Source organism: Kluyvera sp. NPDC087067 (assembly GCF_044745165.1).
Taxonomy (GTDB): Bacteria; Pseudomonadota; Gammaproteobacteria; order Enterobacterales; family Enterobacteriaceae; genus Kluyvera.
On record NZ_JBIUZS010000006.1, the window covers coordinates 45,699 to 63,384 of the forward strand.

14 protein-coding genes, 1 tRNA gene and 1 pseudogene are annotated in these 17,686 nt (G+C 54.2%); 10 read left to right on the plus strand and 6 right to left on the minus strand.

Annotated features, from left to right (window positions below; translation table 11 throughout):
• Positions 1-125 precede the first annotated feature (125 nt).
• Together ACIPDS_RS15805 and ACIPDS_RS15810 are read right to left on the minus strand one after the other, a co-directional pair.
• Positions 126-784: pseudogene (locus ACIPDS_RS15805) on the minus strand (tyrosine-type recombinase/integrase); the annotation flags it as partial.
• A 198-nt stretch (positions 785-982) separates the two neighbouring features.
• A tRNA-Leu gene (locus tag ACIPDS_RS15810) sits at positions 983-1,067 on the minus strand.
• 266 nt (positions 1,068-1,333) lie between these two features.
• Here ACIPDS_RS15810 and ACIPDS_RS15815 point away from each other — a divergent pair.
• The 4 genes from ACIPDS_RS15815 to ACIPDS_RS15830 all read left to right on the plus strand — a co-directional run bounded on the left by ACIPDS_RS15815 (position 1,334) and on the right by ACIPDS_RS15830 (position 5,716).
• Positions 1,334-2,347 (plus strand): HNH endonuclease, encoded by a 1,014-nt coding sequence (locus ACIPDS_RS15815; RefSeq protein WP_400737716.1) that lies wholly within the window; start codon positions 1,334-1,336, stop codon positions 2,345-2,347.
• Positions 2,347-2,928, plus strand: coding sequence for a class I SAM-dependent methyltransferase (locus tag ACIPDS_RS15820; protein WP_400737719.1), 582 nt, complete (start codon positions 2,347-2,349; stop codon positions 2,926-2,928). Before ACIPDS_RS15815 ends, ACIPDS_RS15820 begins: the two co-directional genes overlap by 1 nt.
• A gap of 67 nt (positions 2,929-2,995) precedes the next feature.
• Positions 2,996-4,015, plus strand: a complete 1,020-nt coding sequence (locus ACIPDS_RS15825) for an NAD(P)-dependent alcohol dehydrogenase (RefSeq protein ID WP_400737722.1) — start codon at positions 2,996-2,998, stop codon at positions 4,013-4,015.
• 198 nt (positions 4,016-4,213) lie between these two features.
• On the plus strand, positions 4,214-5,716 hold the full coding sequence (locus ACIPDS_RS15830) for a helicase HerA-like C-terminal domain-containing protein (protein WP_400737725.1): 1,503 nt from the start codon (positions 4,214-4,216) through the stop codon (positions 5,714-5,716).
• A 295-nt stretch (positions 5,717-6,011) separates the two neighbouring features.
• Here the strand turns inward: ACIPDS_RS15830 and lptG are convergent, their stop codons facing one another.
• On the minus strand, positions 6,012-7,094 hold the full coding sequence (lptG, locus tag ACIPDS_RS15835) for an LPS export ABC transporter permease LptG (protein ID WP_166516672.1): 1,083 nt from the start codon (positions 7,092-7,094) through the stop codon (positions 6,012-6,014).
• Positions 7,094-8,194: an LPS export ABC transporter permease LptF gene (lptF, locus tag ACIPDS_RS15840; protein WP_400737729.1), complete on the minus strand. Its 1,101-nt coding sequence runs from the start codon at positions 8,192-8,194 to the stop codon at positions 7,094-7,096. Before lptF ends, lptG begins: the two co-directional genes overlap by 1 nt.
• Positions 8,195-8,461: 267 nt before the next feature.
• On the opposite strand from lptF, the gene pepA reads away from it, so the two are divergent.
• From pepA to ACIPDS_RS15860, 4 genes are all read left to right on the plus strand, one after another.
• The gene (pepA, locus tag ACIPDS_RS15845) at positions 8,462-9,973 is read left to right on the plus strand and encodes a leucyl aminopeptidase (RefSeq protein WP_166516670.1); all 1,512 of its coding nucleotides are present in this window, start codon (positions 8,462-8,464) and stop codon (positions 9,971-9,973) included.
• Positions 9,974-10,117: 144 nt separating this feature from the next.
• Positions 10,118-10,561, plus strand: coding sequence for a DNA polymerase III subunit chi (gene holC / locus ACIPDS_RS15850; RefSeq protein ID WP_062777822.1), 444 nt, complete (start codon positions 10,118-10,120; stop codon positions 10,559-10,561).
• Entirely contained in the window at positions 10,561-13,416 is a 2,856-nt protein-coding gene (gene valS, locus ACIPDS_RS15855; RefSeq protein ID WP_400737734.1) for a valine--tRNA ligase, read from the plus strand. Before holC ends, valS begins: the two co-directional genes overlap by 1 nt.
• Before the next feature lie 172 nt (positions 13,417-13,588).
• Positions 13,589-14,092: a GNAT family N-acetyltransferase gene (locus ACIPDS_RS15860; RefSeq protein ID WP_400737737.1), complete on the plus strand. Its 504-nt coding sequence runs from the start codon at positions 13,589-13,591 to the stop codon at positions 14,090-14,092.
• A gap of 23 nt (positions 14,093-14,115) precedes the next feature.
• Here the strand turns inward: ACIPDS_RS15860 and ACIPDS_RS15865 are convergent, their stop codons facing one another.
• The gene (locus tag ACIPDS_RS15865) at positions 14,116-14,946 is read right to left on the minus strand and encodes a topoisomerase II (protein WP_400737740.1); all 831 of its coding nucleotides are present in this window, start codon (positions 14,944-14,946) and stop codon (positions 14,116-14,118) included.
• A 217-nt stretch (positions 14,947-15,163) separates the two neighbouring features.
• Between ACIPDS_RS15865 and ACIPDS_RS15870 the strand changes: the two genes are divergently transcribed.
• Together ACIPDS_RS15870 and ACIPDS_RS15875 are read left to right on the plus strand one after the other, a co-directional pair.
• Positions 15,164-16,330, plus strand: coding sequence for a YjgN family protein (locus tag ACIPDS_RS15870; protein WP_400737743.1), 1,167 nt, complete (start codon positions 15,164-15,166; stop codon positions 16,328-16,330).
• A gap of 64 nt (positions 16,331-16,394) precedes the next feature.
• On the plus strand, positions 16,395-16,886 hold the full coding sequence (locus ACIPDS_RS15875) for a DUF3617 domain-containing protein (RefSeq protein ID WP_400737746.1): 492 nt from the start codon (positions 16,395-16,397) through the stop codon (positions 16,884-16,886).
• A gap of 20 nt (positions 16,887-16,906) precedes the next feature.
• On the opposite strand, the gene ACIPDS_RS15880 is transcribed toward ACIPDS_RS15875, so the two are convergent.
• On the minus strand, positions 16,907-17,671 hold the full coding sequence (locus ACIPDS_RS15880) for a tRNA isopentenyl-2-thiomethyl-A-37 hydroxylase MiaE (RefSeq protein ID WP_400737749.1): 765 nt from the start codon (positions 17,669-17,671) through the stop codon (positions 16,907-16,909).
• Between the last annotated feature and the right edge of the window lie 15 nt (positions 17,672-17,686).

Below are 17,686 nucleotides of genomic sequence, written 5' to 3' on the forward strand. Positions count from 1 at the left end.
CTAACTTTTTAATTTAACCTCGATATACACAACTCCATTGCTAGAAGTGTAAAAAATCAGTTAACGTAAACTTCCAATGGCAATTGCAAATATTCTAGAAAAACGAACCGTTATCTTTAGAGTTCTACAGACATACTGATTGTGGCCCCCAGTTGGATTAACGGCCAGCCATAATAGTGATCGATGCGGTTAAGTTTCAGTGCAGGATGATGCTGTCTTTCGCCGTAGCAATCGCACCGGCTATCTCTTACGCAGGGTTGTAACCGATTAAGCCACTCTCCGCATAATCGCGGTTGTAAACAGGCTGCGACTTAAAGTCATCCAGATGATTCGACGGCTTTGATGGGTACAAGCAAATCCTGTGTCTTCAATACAGCAATGTTCCGCTTACCGATGGCAGCAAAGAGATTATCTTCGAGGCTTTTCAATACACGAGCGCTATGCGATGCAGACTACCTCTGATTGCTGGCATGCCAGTATCTGGCAACCACTTCAAACGTTATCGCCTCTTGTTCCTGCTCTATTTTGACGGCTTTCTTATTCTCACTGGGATCGGCGCCGTTAGCTAATAGCTTACGGGCGTCATCACGACGTGCCCGGGTATCCTCCACTCAGGGCGTTTCCCCAGCGCCAGCATTTTCTCTTTGCCGCCGAATCGATAACGAAGACGCCAATATTTGGAACCGTTAGGGTGAACCAACAAAACCATACCTTCACCGTCAGTCAGTTTATAGGCTTTTACTTCAGGCTTAGCTGAACGAACCTTCACATCACTCAGAACCATGATGAGTATCCCTTCAAGGGTTCTGTGTGGGTACAAACATTATCGAACCGGGATATACCCGCAGTTGTACCCGCATCAGTAAGTTGATGTAGATTGAATCAGGTTGACTTAGGTAGAGTGAAAAAGCGAGGAAAGCCTTGCAAATACTGGATTTCAGGCACAAAAAAAGACGTCCGTTGACGTCTATTGATGTTCCGATGGTGCCGAAGGCCGGACTCGAACCGGCACGTATTTCTACGGTTGATTTTGAATCAACTGCGTCTACCGATTTCGCCACTTCGGCACTGAAGAGGTACGCGGAAAACGTTGTGGATTATACCTACCGCACGCCACCATGCAAGCATCAGTACACCGCCACATGACTAAGTGCCTAAAAAAACATCGACTCTTCTGCCAAACGCCACCGCTGCTCCACAGATAGCCCGTTTCCTGGAATCGTCCTCGCAAAAAAATGCAACGTGACCCAGTCGGTTTACATTTGCCCGCATTTGTTATGAGATCGCGTTACTCAATCCAGTAATAGCCATCCCCCGATCTCAGGACACCGTTATGCGTTTCTATCAGGTTGAACCGACGCTGGAGAACTACTGGCGCGGGATTATTCTCTTTGGCAAAAATGTCGCGTCCTATAAATTCGCCCTAGCGCACGCGTTGTACGACATCAAGCCGAACGGTAGCGATCTGATCCTGCTCGACGATCTGGCGGTGCCGTTCAGCGAGCATCTGTGTCGACATCTAAAGCACGCGCCAAAGCAGATAACTTCGCGCAGCAGCCAGTTTATTGCCGCCTGCGCGCAGTTCAATGCGGGCGAAATCAGCCGCGATGACCTCACCGGCATAACCGTGCGTCAGGGGTTTAATAACGTGATTGATGCCTTTCACAACGTGAATCAGGGCGAGATCGACAAGCGTTTTTTCATCGATGAGCGAAAAACCCATAAAGGCATTCGGATGACGGAGAACTTCTACCGTCTGGGTGAGCGTCAGCAGTATCGCAACCTCAGCTTTGAAACGGATGCGCGCTGGAATCTGGTGGAACAGGCGTGGGCGATGAATATCTCCAGCCAGCTTATTAACGTGGAATATGACGATAGCGATCAGATGCTGTTTAGTCGTAACAGCGATCGCCGGGTTGCCATCTCCAGCTGTCGCGATAGCCTGAATGGCTACCAGAAAGGGCGCTGCTTCTACTGCTTTGCACCCATCAGCCTACAACCGGGCGATGCGCAGTTCGCCGATGTCGACCACTTTATCCCGTGGAAAGCGCGCGGGCAGGTGCGCAATGTTGATGGCGTCTGGAATCTGGTGCTGGCGTGTCAGGAGTGCAATCGCGGGGAGAAAGGTAAGTTCGCTCGCCTGCCGTCGCGTAAACTGCTTGAACGCCTGCGCGATAGAAATGAATATTTCATCAACAGCCATTTGCCGCTGCGTGAAACGCTTATCCGCCAGACCGGCACCGCCACGGCGCAGCGAGATAAATTCCTGGCAACCAGCTGGAATGACGCGCTAAAGATCCTCTTCCACCAATGGGAACCCACCGCACAAGGGACGGATACACTCTGATGACGCTCGAATACTATCAGCGCCACGCGCAGGACTTTTTCAGCGCGACGGTCAATGTCGATATGGCTTCACTTTATGCCCCTTTCCTGGAACGCATACCGGCGGGTGGTCGAATACTTGATGCTGGTTGCGGTTCCGGGCGCGATAGCAAAGCGTTCCAGCAACGGGGTTATGCGGTTGAGGCATTCGACGCAACCGCGGAAATGGCCGCGCTCGCAACACAGCACACCGGTCTTCCGGTGAGGCAAATGACCTTCAGCGATATGGACGTCACCGCACGCTACGATGGTATCTGGTGCTGCGCCTCGCTGCTGCACGTTAGGATGCAGGCATTGCCGGAGGCGATGGAGAAGCTAGCGCAAGCGCTGAAGCCCGGCGGCGTGTGGTATGTGTCGTTTAAATACGGCGATGGCGAGCGCGTTAAAGAGGGTCGTCACTTCACCGATCTCAATGAACAGACGCTGGAAGCGTTGTTAACGCCGCTGGCCGATATCACGCTTATCCGCCACTGGATTACCGAGGACAAACGGCCGGAGCGCACGGAAATGTGGCTCAATGCGTTGCTGGTGAAAAGCCCATAAACCGCCAAGCGCCCCCTCCCCACATGCTCTACACTCTCAGTTCAACACCACACCAAAGAGAATCGCGATGTCCATTATAAAAAGCTACGCCGCCAAAAATGCCGGAGCGGAACTGGAAGTCTGGGAATACGATGCCGGTGAACTGCTGCCGGAAGACGTTGAGGTGAAGGTAGATTACTGCGGGATCTGCCACTCAGACTTGTCGATGATCGATAACGAATGGGGCATGTCGCAGTATCCGCTGGTTGCGGGCCATGAGGTGATTGGTCACGTGGTGGCGCTGGGCAGCGCTGCGCAGAGCAAGGGCCTGAAGATTGGTCAGCGCGTGGGCATTGGCTGGACGGCGCGAAGCTGCGGCCACTGCGATGCCTGTATCGCCGGCAACCAGGTGAACTGTTCCGGTGGGTCGGTGCCGACCATCCTGAACCACGGCGGCTTTGCTGATAAGCTGCGCGCCGACTGGCAATGGGTTATTCCGCTGCCGGACAGCATCGATATCGAAACCGCAGGCCCAATGCTGTGCGGCGGCATCACCGTGTTTAAACCGCTGCTGATGCATCATGTAACCGCCACCAGCCGCGTGGGGGTGATTGGGATTGGTGGGCTGGGGCATATCGCCATCAAGCTGCTGCGGGCGATGGGGGCGGAGGTGACGGCCTTTAGCTCCAATCCGTCGAAAGAGCAGGAAGTGCGCGCGATGGGTGCTGACCACGTGGTGAACAGCCGTTCGCAGGAAGCACTGAAAGCGCTGGCGGGTCAGTTTGACCTTATCATCAACACCGTCAACGTCGACCTGGACTGGCAACCGTACTTCGAAGCGCTGGCTTCGGGCGGCAACTTCCATACGGTCGGCGCGGTGCTCACCCCGCTGCCGGTACCGGCGTTTACGCTGATTGGCGGCGACCGCAGCATCTCCGGTTCGGCGACGGGTAATCCGTCTGAACTGCGCAAGCTGATGAAATTTGCCGGGCGCAGCAAGGTGGCACCGATTACCGAACTGTTCCCGATGTCAAAAATCAACGACGCCATCCAGCACGTGCGTGACGGCAAAGCCCGCTACCGCGTGGTGCTGAAAGCCGACGCCTGATGTTTATCCGGCGGCGCTCTGCCGCCGGTTCTTTATCGGCCCGCCTGACTCTCCAGTGGGATACCCTCTTCCAGAAATAAGTCATCCCACTGCAACACCTCGCTAATACTGGAAAATTCCGCGCAATCTGGGCAATTTCCTGCATCGCAATGCCGCCGTTTTGCCTATACTCGACGCAGAATAAATGGAGGATTACCCATGAGCACACCTTTGCTAATAGCACGCACCCAGGACACACAGCTGGTTTTACTTTCCAATATGGCAAACCGCCACGGGCTGATTACCGGCGCCACGGGGACGGGCAAGACCGTGACCCTGCAAAAGCTGGCTGAGTCGTTCTCGGAGATTGGTGTGCCGGTGTTTATGGCGGATGTCAAAGGTGATCTGACCGGTATTGCTAAGGAAGGCGTGGCTTCCGAGAAGCTGCTGGCGCGGCTGAAAAATATCGGCGTTACCGACTGGGAGCCGCATGCGAACCCGGTGGTGGTGTGGGATATCTTCGGCGAGAAGGGCCATCCGGTGCGCGCCACTGTCTCCGACCTCGGGCCGCTGCTGCTGGCACGTCTGCTTAACCTCAACGAGGTGCAGTCCGGGGTGCTCAATATTATCTTCCGTATCGCTGACGATCAGGGGTTGCTGCTGCTGGACTTTAAGGACCTGCGCGCCATCACCCAATATATCGGCGATAACGCAAAATCCTTCCAGAATCAGTACGGCAATATCAGTACCGCCTCGGTGGGGGCCATCCAGCGCGGGCTGCTGACGCTGGAACAGCAAGGCGCCGAGCACTTCTTTGGCGAACCGATGCTGGACATCAAAGACTGGATGCGTACCGACAGCAACGGCAAAGGCGTCATCAATATCCTCAGCGCCGAAAAGCTCTACCAGATGCCGAAACTGTATGCCGCAAGCCTGCTGTGGATGCTCTCTGAGCTGTACGAACAGCTGCCGGAGGCGGGCGATCTGGATAAACCGAAACTGGTGTTCTTCTTTGATGAGGCGCACCTGCTGTTTAGCGATGCGCCGCAGGTGCTGCTGGATAAAATCGAACAGGTGATCCGCCTGATACGTTCGAAAGGCGTCGGGGTCTATTTTGTGTCGCAGAATCCGTCAGATATTCCCGATGCGGTACTCGGCCAGTTGGGTAACCGCGTGCAGCATGCGCTGCGCGCCTTTACGCCGAAAGATCAGAAAGCGGTGAAAACGGCGGCGCAGACCATGCGGGCAAACCCGGCGTTTAATACCGAGCAGGCCATTCAGGAGTTAGGGACGGGCGAGGCGTTAATCTCCTTCCTTGATGAGAAAGGCAGCCCGTCGATTGTTCAGCGCGCGATGGTGATTGCGCCTGACTCACGAATGGGGCCGGTGACGGACGATGAGCGCAACGGGCTTATCAATAACTCGCCGCTGTACGGCAAGTATGAAGATGAAGTTGACCGGGAATCGGCGTTTGAGATGCTGCAAAAAGGCGTCGAGAATAGCGCGGGTCAGGCAGATGCACCGCCAGCGAAGGGACAGCAAAGTGCTGATGATGGCGGCCTGCTGGGTGGGCTCAAAGACATTATTTTTGGCACCACCGGGCCGCGCGGCGGCAAGCACGATGGGCTGGTACAAACGGCAGCGAAAAGCGCGGTGCGTCAGGTGACGAACCAGATTGTGCGCGGCATGCTGGGTAGCCTGCTTGGGGGAAGACGTCGTTAAGGGCTCGGGCATCAACCATTGCCGGATGGCGGCGTAAACGCCTTATCCGGCCTACAAATTCATATCGTAGATACTGTGAACACCTGCAACTCGTAGGCCTGATAAGCGTAGCGCCATCAGGCATAATCGCGCACATTGCCGGATGGCGGCTTCGCCTTATCCGGCCTACGCCCACCGGTAGTCCGGGCGAACGCATGTGCCCCCGGGAACCGCTCATCGCGAACAATCGTCCTCAAACTACAGGCATAAAAAAACCCGGCGTCGCGTTGCTCGGCCGGGCTACATTACAGAGATATCAGGCTTTTCGCGTCATTAGCCACAGGCTTATCAGGAAGAAGCTAGCGCTTGGCAGCAATGCTCCGATAATCGGCGGAATGCCGTAAACCAGCGTCAGCGGCCCGAAGATCTGGTCAAGCACGTAGAACACAAAACCAAAGCTAATCCCCGTTACCACGCGCACACCCATCGCCACGCTACGCAGCGGGCCGAAGATGAACGACAGCGCCATCAGCATCATCACCGCCACGGAAAGCGGCTGGAAGATTTTGCTCCACATATTCAGCTGGTAACGTCCAGGATCCTGGCCACTGGCCTTCAGATACTTCACGTAGTTATGCAAGCCGCTGATGGACAGTGCATCCGGGTCCAGCGCTACTACGCCCAGTTTGTCCGGCGTCAGGGTGGTTTTCCAGGTGCCGCTCACCGTCTGCGTACCGGTAATCTGTTTTGGATCGCTTAAGTTAGATTCATCGACCTGCGACAGTCGCCATACTTTCTGTGCATCATCAAACTTCGCGCTCGCCGCATAGCGGACGGACTGTAAGCGACGTTGGTCGTTGAATGCGTAAATACTCACGCCGCCCAGCTCGTCGTTGCCCTTCACCCGCTCAATGTAGACAAAGTTGTGACCGTCTTTGGCCCACATCCCCTGCTGCGTCGACAGCAAAGAGCCGCCGTACATCTGCTGGGCGCGGTAGTTACGCGCCATCTGTTCGCCCTGCGGCGCAACCCACTCGCCCATTGCCATAGTCAGCAATACCAGTGGGATCGCGGTTTTCATCACCGCCAGCGCCACCTGCATACGCGTGAAGCCGGAAGCCTGCATCACCACCAGTTCACTGCGCTGAGCCAGCATCCCCAGCCCCAGCAGCGCACCTAACAGTGCCGCCATCGGGAAGAAGATCTGCACATCTTTTGGCGCGCTCAGAATCGTATATAGCCCAGCGCCCATCGCGTCATAGCTGCCCTGCCCGGCCTTTTTCAACTGGTCGACAAACTTGATGATGCCGGACAACGACACCAGCATGAACAAAGTCATCATGATGGTGGTAAATATCGTCTTGCCGATATAGCGGTCAAGTACACCAAACGGCTGCATTATACCGCTCCTTTATGCGTAAAACGGGCGCGGAAACGGCGCATTGGCACGGTATCCCACAGGTTCAGCGCCACGGCCAGTGCGAAGTAAATCAGGTTGACCGTCCACATCCACAAGCCCGCATCGATTTTGCCCTTGCCCGCATTCGACTTCAGCGAGGTCTGCAGCAAGAAGAACACCAGATACAGCAGCATTGCTGGCAGCATCGACAGCACGCGCCCCTGACGCGGGTTCACCACGCTCAGCGGCACGACCATCAGCGCCATGATAAAGACCGTTGCTATCAGTGTGAAACGCCAGTGCAGCTCTGCGCGAGCACGATCGGTATCGGTATTCCAAAGCGTGGTCATGCTCATCTGTTCGGTATCAGTCGGGTCGGTAGCGACCGCCTGGTGACCAATAATCGCCTGATAGTTTTTGAAATCCGTAATGCGGAAATCGCGCAGCATCGCGGTGCCTTCAAAGCGGGTTCCCTGATTTAAGGTCACCACCTGAGAGCCATCTTTATGCTGGGAGAGCTGGCCGGTATCCGCCACCACCACGGAAGGACGCGCGGTGCCTTTCGGGCGGAGCTGCGCGAGGAACACATCGTGGAAGCTCGCGCCATTCACGCCTTCAATAAACAGCACCGAGTTACCATCGGTTGACTGCTGGAACTGCCCTTGCGCCAGCGCGGCCATGCCGGGGTTAGCTTTGGCGTCCGCCAGCACTTGATCCTGATGCTGGGACGACCACGGCCCGGCCCACATGACGTTCACTGCCGCGACGATGCCGGTAAATAGCGCCAGCACCATCGCCGCTTTAATCAGTACGGCTTTACTCAGGCCACACGCATGCATGACCGTAATTTCACTTTCGGTATACAGTTTGCCCAGCGTCATCAATAGACCCAGGAACAGACTCAGTGGCAGAATAAGCTGCGCCATTTCAGGCACGCCGAGCCCCAGCAAAGAGAGCACCAGGTTTGTCGGGATATCGCCGTCTACCGCTGCGCCAAGGATCCTCACCAGTTTCTGACAAAAGAAGATCAGAAGCAGGATGAACAAGATGGCAAGCTGGCTTTTTAGCGTCTCTCGCACCAGATATCGTATGATTATCACTATAAATACGCCCGTAAAAACCCGTCTTATTGCAGGAAAATAGCTTGTTTCATGGCTTAAACGTCATTTATTCTCTTGAGTCGTCGAAAACATCGCTAAGATTAAATGACTCAGCGGTTTCACGTTTCAGGAAATGTTCTGACGTGCCAACACCGTAATAACGTTAAGATTAACACGAAGTCACCGCAACCGCGGAAATGAGTTACGTAAGCTTGCAATTCTATCCGTAGCCACCGCCGTTGTCTTTAAGATTCAGGAGCGTAGTGCATGGAGTTCAGTGTAAAAAGTGGTAGCCCGGAGAAGCAGCGGAGTGCCTGTATCGTCGTGGGCGTATTTGAACCACGTCGTCTCTCTCCCATTGCCGAGCAGCTCGATAAAATCAGCGACGGCTATATCAGCGCACTGCTGCGCCGCGGCGAACTCGAAGGCAAACCGGGGCAGACCTTATTGCTGCACCACGTACCCAACGTCCTGTCAGAGCGCATTCTGCTGATTGGCTGTGGCAAAGAGCGCGAGCTTGATGAGCGTCAGTATAAGCAAGTTATTCAGAAAACGATTAATACTCTGAATGACACTGGCTCAATGGAAGCCGTCTGCTTCCTCACCGAGCTGCACGTCAAAGGCCGCAATAACTACTGGAAAGTGCGTCAGGCGGTTGAGACCGCAAAAGAGACCCTCTACAGCTTTGACCAGCTCAAAACCAATAAAAGCGAGCCGCGTCGTCCGCTGCGTAAAATGGTCTTCAACGTGCCAACCCGCCGTGAACTGACCAGCGGCGAGCGAGCAATCCAGCACGGTCTGGCGATCGCTGCCGGTATTAAAGCCGCAAAAGATCTCGGCAACATGCCGCCAAATATCTGTAACGCCGCCTACCTTGCCTCTCAGGCGCGTCAGTTGGCTGACAGTTACAGCAAGAATGTCATCACCCGCGTTATCGGCGAACAGCAGATGAAAGAGCTGGGGATGCACTCCTATCTGGCAGTCGGCAACGGTTCGCAGAACGAATCGCTGATGTCGGTCATCGAGTACAAAGGCGTGGCATCTGAAGACGTGCGTCCTATCGTGCTGGTCGGTAAAGGCCTGACCTTCGACTCCGGCGGTATCTCCATCAAGCCGTCCGAAGGGATGGACGAGATGAAGTACGACATGTGCGGCGCGGCAGCGGTGTACGGCGTCATGCGGATGGTGGCAGAGCTACAGCTGCCGATTAACGTTATCGGCGTACTGGCAGGCTGTGAAAACATGCCTGGTGGCCGCGCGTATCGTCCGGGCGACGTGCTGACCACCATGTCCGGTCAGACCGTTGAAGTGTTGAATACCGATGCCGAAGGCCGTCTGGTGCTGTGCGACGTGTTAACCTACGTTGAACGTTTTGAGCCGGAAGCGGTGATTGACGTGGCGACCCTGACCGGCGCCTGCGTGATTGCGCTGGGCCACCACATCACCGGGCTGATGTCGAACCACAATCCGCTGGCACATGAGCTGATTGGCGCGTCCGAACAGGCAGGTGACCGCGCATGGCGTCTGCCGCTGGGCGATGAGTATCAGGAACAGCTGGAGTCCAACTTTGCGGATATGGCCAACATCGGTGGTCGTCCTGGCGGTGCCATCACCGCGGGCTGCTTCCTGGCGCGCTTTACCCGTAAGTACAACTGGGCGCACCTGGACATCGCTGGCACCGCATGGCGTTCCGGCAAGGCCAAAGGCGCAACCGGTCGTCCGGTGGCGCTGCTGTCGCAGTTCCTGCTTAATCGCGCCGGTTTTAACGGCGAAGAGTAATGTGTGAATGCCGGATGGCGCTGCGTTTATCCGGCCTACAAAACTGCACGCTGTAGGCCTGATAAGACGCATCAGCGTCGCCATCAGGCAATAAGGCCGGGTCACCCGGCTTTGCATTTAAATCCACCACAAGAAGCCCCATATATGAAGAATGCAACGTTCTATATTCTGGACAACGACACCACCGTCGACGACCTCAGCGCCGTCGAGCAGTTAGTGTGTGAAATTGCCGCAGAACGTTGGCGTGCGGGTAAGCGGGTGCTGATTGCCTGTGAAGACGAGCAGCAGGCCGTGCGCCTGGATGAAGCGCTGTGGACGCGTCCACCGGAAAGCTTTGTGCCGCATAATCTGGCGGGCGAAGGTCCAAGAGGCGGTGCACCGGTTGAGATAGCCTGGCCTGCGAAACGTAACAGCAGCCCACGCGATATCCTGATCAGTCTGCGGGTAAATTTTGCAGATTTTGCCACCGCTTTCACAGAAGTGGTAGACTTCGTCCCTTACGAAGAAACTTTAAAACAACTCGCACGCGATCGCTACAAAGCTTACCGCGTGGCTGGTTTTAACCTGAATACGGCAACCTGGAAATAATGGAAAAGACATATAACCCCCAAGATATCGAACAGCCGCTTTACGAGCACTGGGAAAAGCAGGGCTATTTCAAGCCTAACGGCGATGAAAGCAAAGAGTCCTTCTGCATCATGATCCCGCCGCCGAACGTCACCGGCAGTTTGCATATGGGTCATGCTTTCCAGCAAACCATCATGGACACCATGATCCGCTACCAGCGTATGCAGGGTAAAAATACCCTGTGGCAGGCCGGTACTGACCACGCGGGTATTGCGACCCAAATGGTGGTTGAGCGTAAGATTGCCGCTGAAGAAGGTAAAACTCGCCACGACTACGGTCGCGAGGCGTTTATCGATAAAATCTGGCAGTGGAAAGCGGAATCCGGCGGCACTATTACCCGTCAGATGCGTCGTCTCGGCAACTCCGTTGACTGGGAGCGCGAGCGCTTCACCATGGACGAAGGCCTTTCCAATGCCGTGAAAGAAGTCTTTGTTCGCCTGTACAAAGAAGACCTGATTTACCGCGGCAAACGCCTGGTCAACTGGGATCCGAAACTGCGCACCGCTATCTCTGACCTGGAAGTGGAAAACCGCGAGTCGAAAGGCTCTATGTGGCATATCCGCTATCCGCTGGCCGACGGCGCGAAAACCGCAGACGGTAAAGATTATCTGGTGGTTGCCACCACGCGTCCTGAAACCATTCTGGGCGACACTGGCGTGGCCGTGAACCCGGAAGATCCGCGTTATAAAGATCTGATTGGTAAATTCGTGGTTCTGCCGCTGGTTGACCGCCGCATTCCTATCGTGGGCGATGAACACGCCGATATGGAAAAAGGCACCGGCTGCGTGAAAATCACCCCGGCTCACGACTTTAACGACTATGAAGTCGGTCGTCGTCACGCCCTGCCGATGATCAACATTCTGACCTTTGATGGCGACATCCGCGAAAGCGCTGAAGTGTATGACACCAAAGGCGAAGAGTCCGACGTTTACTCCAACGTAATCCCGGCTGAATTCCAGAAGCTGGAACGCTTTGCCGCGCGTAAAGCAATTGTCGCTGCCGTTGACGCGCTGGGCCTGCTGGAAGAAATTAAACCACACGACCTGACCGTACCTTACGGCGACCGTGGCGGCGTGGTTATCGAACCGATGCTGACCGACCAGTGGTACGTGCGTGCTGACGTGCTGGCGAAACCAGCGGTAGAAGCGGTTGAGAACGGTGATATTCAGTTCGTACCAAAACAGTACGAAAACATGTACTTCTCCTGGATGCGCGATATTCAGGACTGGTGTATCTCGCGTCAGCTGTGGTGGGGTCACCGTATCCCGGCATGGTACGACAACGACGGCAACGTCTTTGTTGGCCGTACTGAAGAGGAAGTGCGTCAGGAAAATAACCTCGGCGCCGACGTTCAGCTTCGTCAGGACGAAGACGTTCTCGACACCTGGTTCTCCTCCGCGCTGTGGACTTTCTCCACCCTCGGCTGGCCGGAAAACACCGACGCGCTGCGTCAGTTCCACCCAACCAGCGTGATGGTGTCCGGTTTCGACATCATCTTCTTCTGGATTGCCCGCATGATCATGATGACCATGCACTTCATCAAAGATGAAGACGGCAAGCCGCAGATTCCGTTTAAGACCATCTACATGACCGGTCTGATTCGTGATGACGAAGGCCAGAAGATGTCCAAATCCAAAGGCAACGTTATCGACCCGCTGGATATGGTTGACGGTATCTCCCTGCCGGACCTGCTGGCTAAGCGTACCGGCAACATGATGCAGCCGCAGCTGGCTGAGAAAATTGCCAAACGTACCGAGAAGCAGTTCCCGGACGGCATTGAGCCACACGGCACCGACGCCCTGCGTTTCACCCTGGCGGCGCTGGCCTCAACCGGTCGCGACATCAACTGGGATATGAAGCGTCTGGAAGGTTATCGTAACTTCTGTAACAAGCTGTGGAACGCCAGCCGCTTCGTGCTGATGAACACCGAAGATCAGGATTGCGGCTTCAACGGCGGCGAAATGACCCTGTCTCTGGCCGACCGCTGGATCCTCGCGGAATTCAACCAGACCATCAAAGCGTACCGCGAAGCGCTGGATAACTTCCGCTTCGATATCGCCGCGGGCATTCTGTATGAGTTCACCTGGAACCAGTTCTGCGACTGGTATCTGGAGCTGACCAAGCCGGTAATGAACGGCGGTTCTGAGTCTGAACTGCGCGGCACCCGCAATACGCTGGTCACCGTGCTGGAAGGCCTGCTGCGTCTGGCGCACCCAATCATTCCATTTATCACCGAAACCATCTGGCAGCGCGTGAAGGTCATCTCCGGCATTACCGCCGATACCATCATGTTGCAGCCGTTCCCGGAATACGATGCGTCTCAGGTTGATGAAGCGGCGCTGGCCGATACCGAATGGCTGAAGCAGGCGATCGTTGCCGTGCGTAACATCCGCGCGGAAATGAACATCGCTCCGGGCAAACCGCTGGAGCTGTTGCTGCGCGGTTGCAGCGCTGACGCAATGCGTCGCGTGAACGATAACCGTAGCTTCCTGCTGAATCTGGCGCGTCTGGAAAGCATCACCGTGCTGCCTGCTGATGATAAAGGGCCGGTTTCCGTGACCAAAATCATCGACGGTGCCGAGCTGCTGATCCCGATGGCTGGCCTCATCAACAAAGAAGATGAGCTGGCGCGTCTGGCGAAAGAAGTGGCGAAAATCGAAGGTGAGATTGCCCGTATCGAAGGCAAGCTCTCTAACGAAGGTTTCGTTGCTCGCGCACCGGAAGCGGTCATCGCCAAAGAGCGTGAGAAGCTGGACGGTTACGCCGAAGCGAAAGCGAAGCTGATTGAACAGCAGGCGGTTATCGCCGCGCTGTAAATCGTGCCGATGTTGTCCCGGGCTCGCCCGGGCAGCAAAGGTGTACGAATGTAACCCGGACGAGGCGCTTGCGCCGACTCCGGGTTCGCTCCTGAATTATCCTCGCTTGCACTCCCCCTGCCCGCAGTGTTATTAACTGCATATATTTCACGTTTATGTCATGAGTTTCGCTATGAGTGTTGTTACACCCGTTTCTGCGACCCTTCGCCGGATCACGGCTGAAGATAACGCCGCCATTGCCCAGGTTATTCGCCAGGTCTCTGCCGAATACGGCCTGACCGCTGACAAAGGCTACACGGTGGCTGACCCGAATCTGGACGAATTATTCCAGGTGTATAGCCAGCCAGGTGCAGCCTATTGGGTCGTCGAACAAAATGGACACGTCGTTGGCGGCGGCGGTGTGGCGCCGTTAGGTTGTAGCGAGCCGGATATTTGCGAGCTGCAAAAGATGTATTTTCTGCCAAGCGTGCGCGGCCAGGGTTTAGCGAAGAAGCTCGCCTTAACGGCGCTCGATCACGCCCGCGAGCAGGGATTTAAGCAATGTTATCTGGAAACCACCGCGTTTCTGACCGAAGCTATTCGTCTCTACGAGCATCTGGGTTTTGCGCACATCTCGCAGGCACTGGGTTGCACCGGTCATGTTGATTGCGAAGTGAGAATGCTAAAACCCCTTTGAGCAACGCAAAGGGGTTATCAGGTTTACTGCATTTCCGGTGAGACCGCCAGGCGAATAGCCCCTGCCGCGTTGGCTTCCGGCAGAGCCAATATCTGCTGCCAGAAATCCTGCACGATATCGCAAGCGATGCCTTCTTTGCCCACACCTTTTGTCGGATCCGACATGATTTGCACATCCTGCCCGTAGCGTTGAATAAGCGTCGGGCCGATGCTTTGCATATCCGCCAGCGCCTGCTGTTTCTCTTGCGCCGTGACCGTGTGTTTATCCGGCCCGTAAGCCGCTCGCATCATTCGGGCGTCACTTTCAGTGCGTCGGGTCAGCAGTTCTTTCGAGAGAATTTTGACCGGATTAATTCCCCCTTTGACCGCCGGGAATAGAAAACGGTAGCACACGTCGTCGCCGCTTTTCTTCGCGGCGGCAATCTGCTCAAGGTTGATTTTCATGTATTCAATCACGTTAGCGTCGGGAGCCTGCTGTAGCCGCGCCATTTGCAGTTGCAGGATTTGAGGCTGAATGGCATCAATGACCTGCTGCTGGCTTTTGCCTTCCCTTTTCATCTGCGCCGCCATATCGCGAATATGCTGCCAGAATGTCGGATCCTGCTCTTTTAGCACCCGGAAAGTCGGCATCGTCGACATCGCTGATTCGAACTGCTGTTCTTCAGTTTTGCCAAAATCAGGACTCTCTCGCGGGATAAGATAGTGCACATCAAACAAGTTCCAGGCGATTATCGCGACGACAAAGATAATTGCCCCAGCCGCTTTACCAATCCAGCCTTTTTTGCGAAATACACCGACTACGATGGCGATCACCGCCCCGATATAGCCCGCCAGGATGACGTGTGTCCAGTTCATTCTATTTTTTATCCCTATTCCGAAGGCGGCACCGCCGTAAATTATACATAAGTTAAATTAATTCAAAGACAAAAATACATCAGATTAATATCACTCTCTTTTTGGCAATGCAAGTCAGGGCTATATTCCGAAAACTGTGTCTCTCGGTATAATTTAATACGCCATCCTTTAAAAAAACGCTAAAGTCTGTGCCTCTTTAAACACAAGGATGTCCATTATGTCTCACACTCTCCCCGGCGAGTGCGGTGAATCGCACACGCTAAAATTTCATGGAACCGGCAAGGACTTTTTCTTTATTTGCCTGATTAATGTCGTGCTGTCATTGATTACCTGCGGGATTTATATTCCCTGGGCAGTGGTACGTTGCCGACGTTATATTTATGAAAATATGGAACTCAACGGTGCCTGTTTTAGCTATCACGCTAAAGGTGGCGCGATACTACTGAGCTGGTTTGCCATATCGGTAGCTTTCCTGATCATCTCCTTTGTTGAATACTTGATTACAGGAAGCGATGAGCTGCAAATCGGCTTCTGGATTTTTATCCTTATCTCTCCCTGCATGGCGGTTAAGAGCCTCAATTACCATGCGGCAATGACCGAACTAAATAACGTCCGCTTTGGTTTTCACTGCTCGACTCTGCGTGCCTGGTGGCTGACGATGGGCATGCCCATTCTGATCTTAATTGGCTGTGCCATTGTTATCATGGGGTTTGGCAAGCTGATGGGCACTCCAACAAGCATGAATGGGGTAATCGCCACCATCGTCCTCGGCGCCATAGCGTGGATAATCATCTGCTGTGCACTCTATGGCCTGGTCTATCGCAACTGGATACAGCTTTTCGCTAATAACTTCCAATTTGGCATTCATAGATTTAATGTCGATATCAAAATAGCGCGGTGCGTCACCATATCAATTATATCTATGCTGATTATGGTGCCCTTTATTGCCACCATTTTCGCCATTATTTATTCCACGCTGAATAACGCAGGGCTAGGTGGACTGATATTTGCTACCTCAGACATGAAATACTCATTATTCCTTCTGTATACCGTTGGCATTTTACTTTCCACGGCCTATCTTTTCTCGGCGCTGCGCAACTATGCGTTCAACAACTTAACGCTGGCTGGCGACATACGCTTCCAGTCGTCGTTGACCTTCTTCAACGTGGCTGTAAACCTGCTTATCATTTCGCTTTTCTCCATGCTGACGTTCGGCCTCGCCTATCCTTGGTTAAAAGTCCATTTTCTTCGCTACCAGATAGAGAACACGATGGTGATTGGCGATCTCGATAAGCTTGAACTGAAAAACGACGAGCGTCCCGTCGAAAATGGTTTCTTCGCCCGCATCTCTCGCGGCACAGCCTCTGCGCTACCGTTCCTGTAATGCCAAAGCTGGCCGGATACCTCCGGCCAGTACGTTGTATCTCAATTTATCAAAAGGATTGAAAATGAAAGGATTTATCTGCGCGGTAGTCATCTCAAGCGCCATGTTCAGCATCGGCAGCGCCTGCGCGCTGGATATGCAGCCTGGCGAATGGAAGCTGGAAAATACCCAAATGCACGTGGTTGATAAAGCCAGCGGCAAAGTGGTGATAGACAAGAAGAATTCCGGTGCCTCGAAGCTTCTCTGCTATACGCCTAAAATGGCGGAAGAATCTAAAAAAATTGCTAAAGGCTACACCAACAGCTTAAACGGCTGTACCACCACCTTTACGGAAAGCTCTGACAACCATATGGTGAATGACACCGTCTGCACCCAGGGAAAAACCAAAACCAACGCTCACATTGAGATGAACAAAGTCAGCGATACCGAGTTTGCAATGACCATGAAAATGGATGTTGACTCGCCAAAAGCGAAGATGGAAACCTCACAAACGCTCAAGCAAACTTTTGTGGGTAAAGACTGTTCCGCTGCATCAAAGTCTACGGTTAAGCCTTAATCTCGCCTGCAATCTGTGGGTTAAAGTGCTTCCGGCACGCCGCTGTGAAAGCGGAACTCGTCATCTCTCGTGGTGATGAGTGACGCTTCCACTTCGCCAAAGAAGCGTACGCGGTCGCTAATATCGTCGTCTGCAATCTGCTGTGCCAGCGTCAGGTAATCCTGATAATGGCGCGCTTCCGAGCGCAACAGCGACAGATAAAACGTCTTTAGATCGTCCTCAAGATACGGCGCGAGCGCGGCAAAACGTTCGCAGGAACGCGCTTCGATATACGCGCCACAAATCAGCTTATCAATCAGCGTCAGCGGTTCATGGGTGCGCACCTCTTTAAGCATCCCTTTGGCGTAGCGGCTGGCGGTAATCTTCACGTAAGGAATTTGGCGGCGCTGCATGGCCTGCCACACTTGCCAGAAGTGATGCAGCTCCTCTTTAATCAGCAGCACCATGCTGTCGATAAGCTGCTGCCCCCAGGGATCGTCAGTCTGCGGCATCACGCTCTTATTGATCTGCTTATTGAGTAGCGCAAAGTCCGGGGCTTCTCCCTCACGAAAAGCAAAGGCTTCATACGGTCGTAACCACGCAAGTAGCGCCTGTGCGCCCTCTTTGCCAGCCACATATTTACGCACCAGGAACATCGCCGTTTGCGCCGCTTTCAGCTCGCAAACCAGATGATCGGTGAGCAGCAGAGGAAGGTTTTCAGGTAAACGCGCTTTTTCCAGCCATTTGTCGGGGGTTTTGCAATGCAGGAAGCTGTAGATGGGGGAGAGTATTTGCGGGTAATCCATGACCAAATCCTTGAA

Bases quoted from the DNA above. Each gene is read 5' to 3' on its own strand.
- ACIPDS_RS15815 (WP_400737716.1), top strand. From the start codon at position 1,334: ATGCGTTTCTATCAGGTTGAACCGACGCTGGAGAACTACTGGCGCGGG.
- ACIPDS_RS15820 (WP_400737719.1), top strand. From the start codon at position 2,347: ATGACGCTCGAATACTATCAGCGCCACGCGCAGGACTTTTTCAGCGCG.
- ACIPDS_RS15825 (WP_400737722.1), top strand. From the start codon at position 2,996: ATGTCCATTATAAAAAGCTACGCCGCCAAAAATGCCGGAGCGGAACTG.
- ACIPDS_RS15830 (WP_400737725.1), top strand. From the start codon at position 4,214: ATGAGCACACCTTTGCTAATAGCACGCACCCAGGACACACAGCTGGTT.
- lptG (WP_166516672.1), bottom strand. From the start codon at position 7,094: ATGCAGCCGTTTGGTGTACTTGACCGCTATATCGGCAAGACGATATTT.
- pepA (WP_166516670.1), top strand. From the start codon at position 8,462: ATGGAGTTCAGTGTAAAAAGTGGTAGCCCGGAGAAGCAGCGGAGTGCC.
- holC (WP_062777822.1), top strand. From the start codon at position 10,118: ATGAAGAATGCAACGTTCTATATTCTGGACAACGACACCACCGTCGAC.
- valS (WP_400737734.1), top strand. From the start codon at position 10,561: ATGGAAAAGACATATAACCCCCAAGATATCGAACAGCCGCTTTACGAG.
- ACIPDS_RS15860 (WP_400737737.1), top strand. From the start codon at position 13,589: ATGAGTGTTGTTACACCCGTTTCTGCGACCCTTCGCCGGATCACGGCT.
- ACIPDS_RS15865 (WP_400737740.1), bottom strand. From the start codon at position 14,946: ATGAACTGGACACACGTCATCCTGGCGGGCTATATCGGGGCGGTGATC.
- ACIPDS_RS15870 (WP_400737743.1), top strand. From the start codon at position 15,164: ATGTCTCACACTCTCCCCGGCGAGTGCGGTGAATCGCACACGCTAAAA.
- ACIPDS_RS15875 (WP_400737746.1), top strand. From the start codon at position 16,395: ATGAAAGGATTTATCTGCGCGGTAGTCATCTCAAGCGCCATGTTCAGC.
- ACIPDS_RS15880 (WP_400737749.1), bottom strand. From the start codon at position 17,671: ATGGATTACCCGCAAATACTCTCCCCCATCTACAGCTTCCTGCATTGC.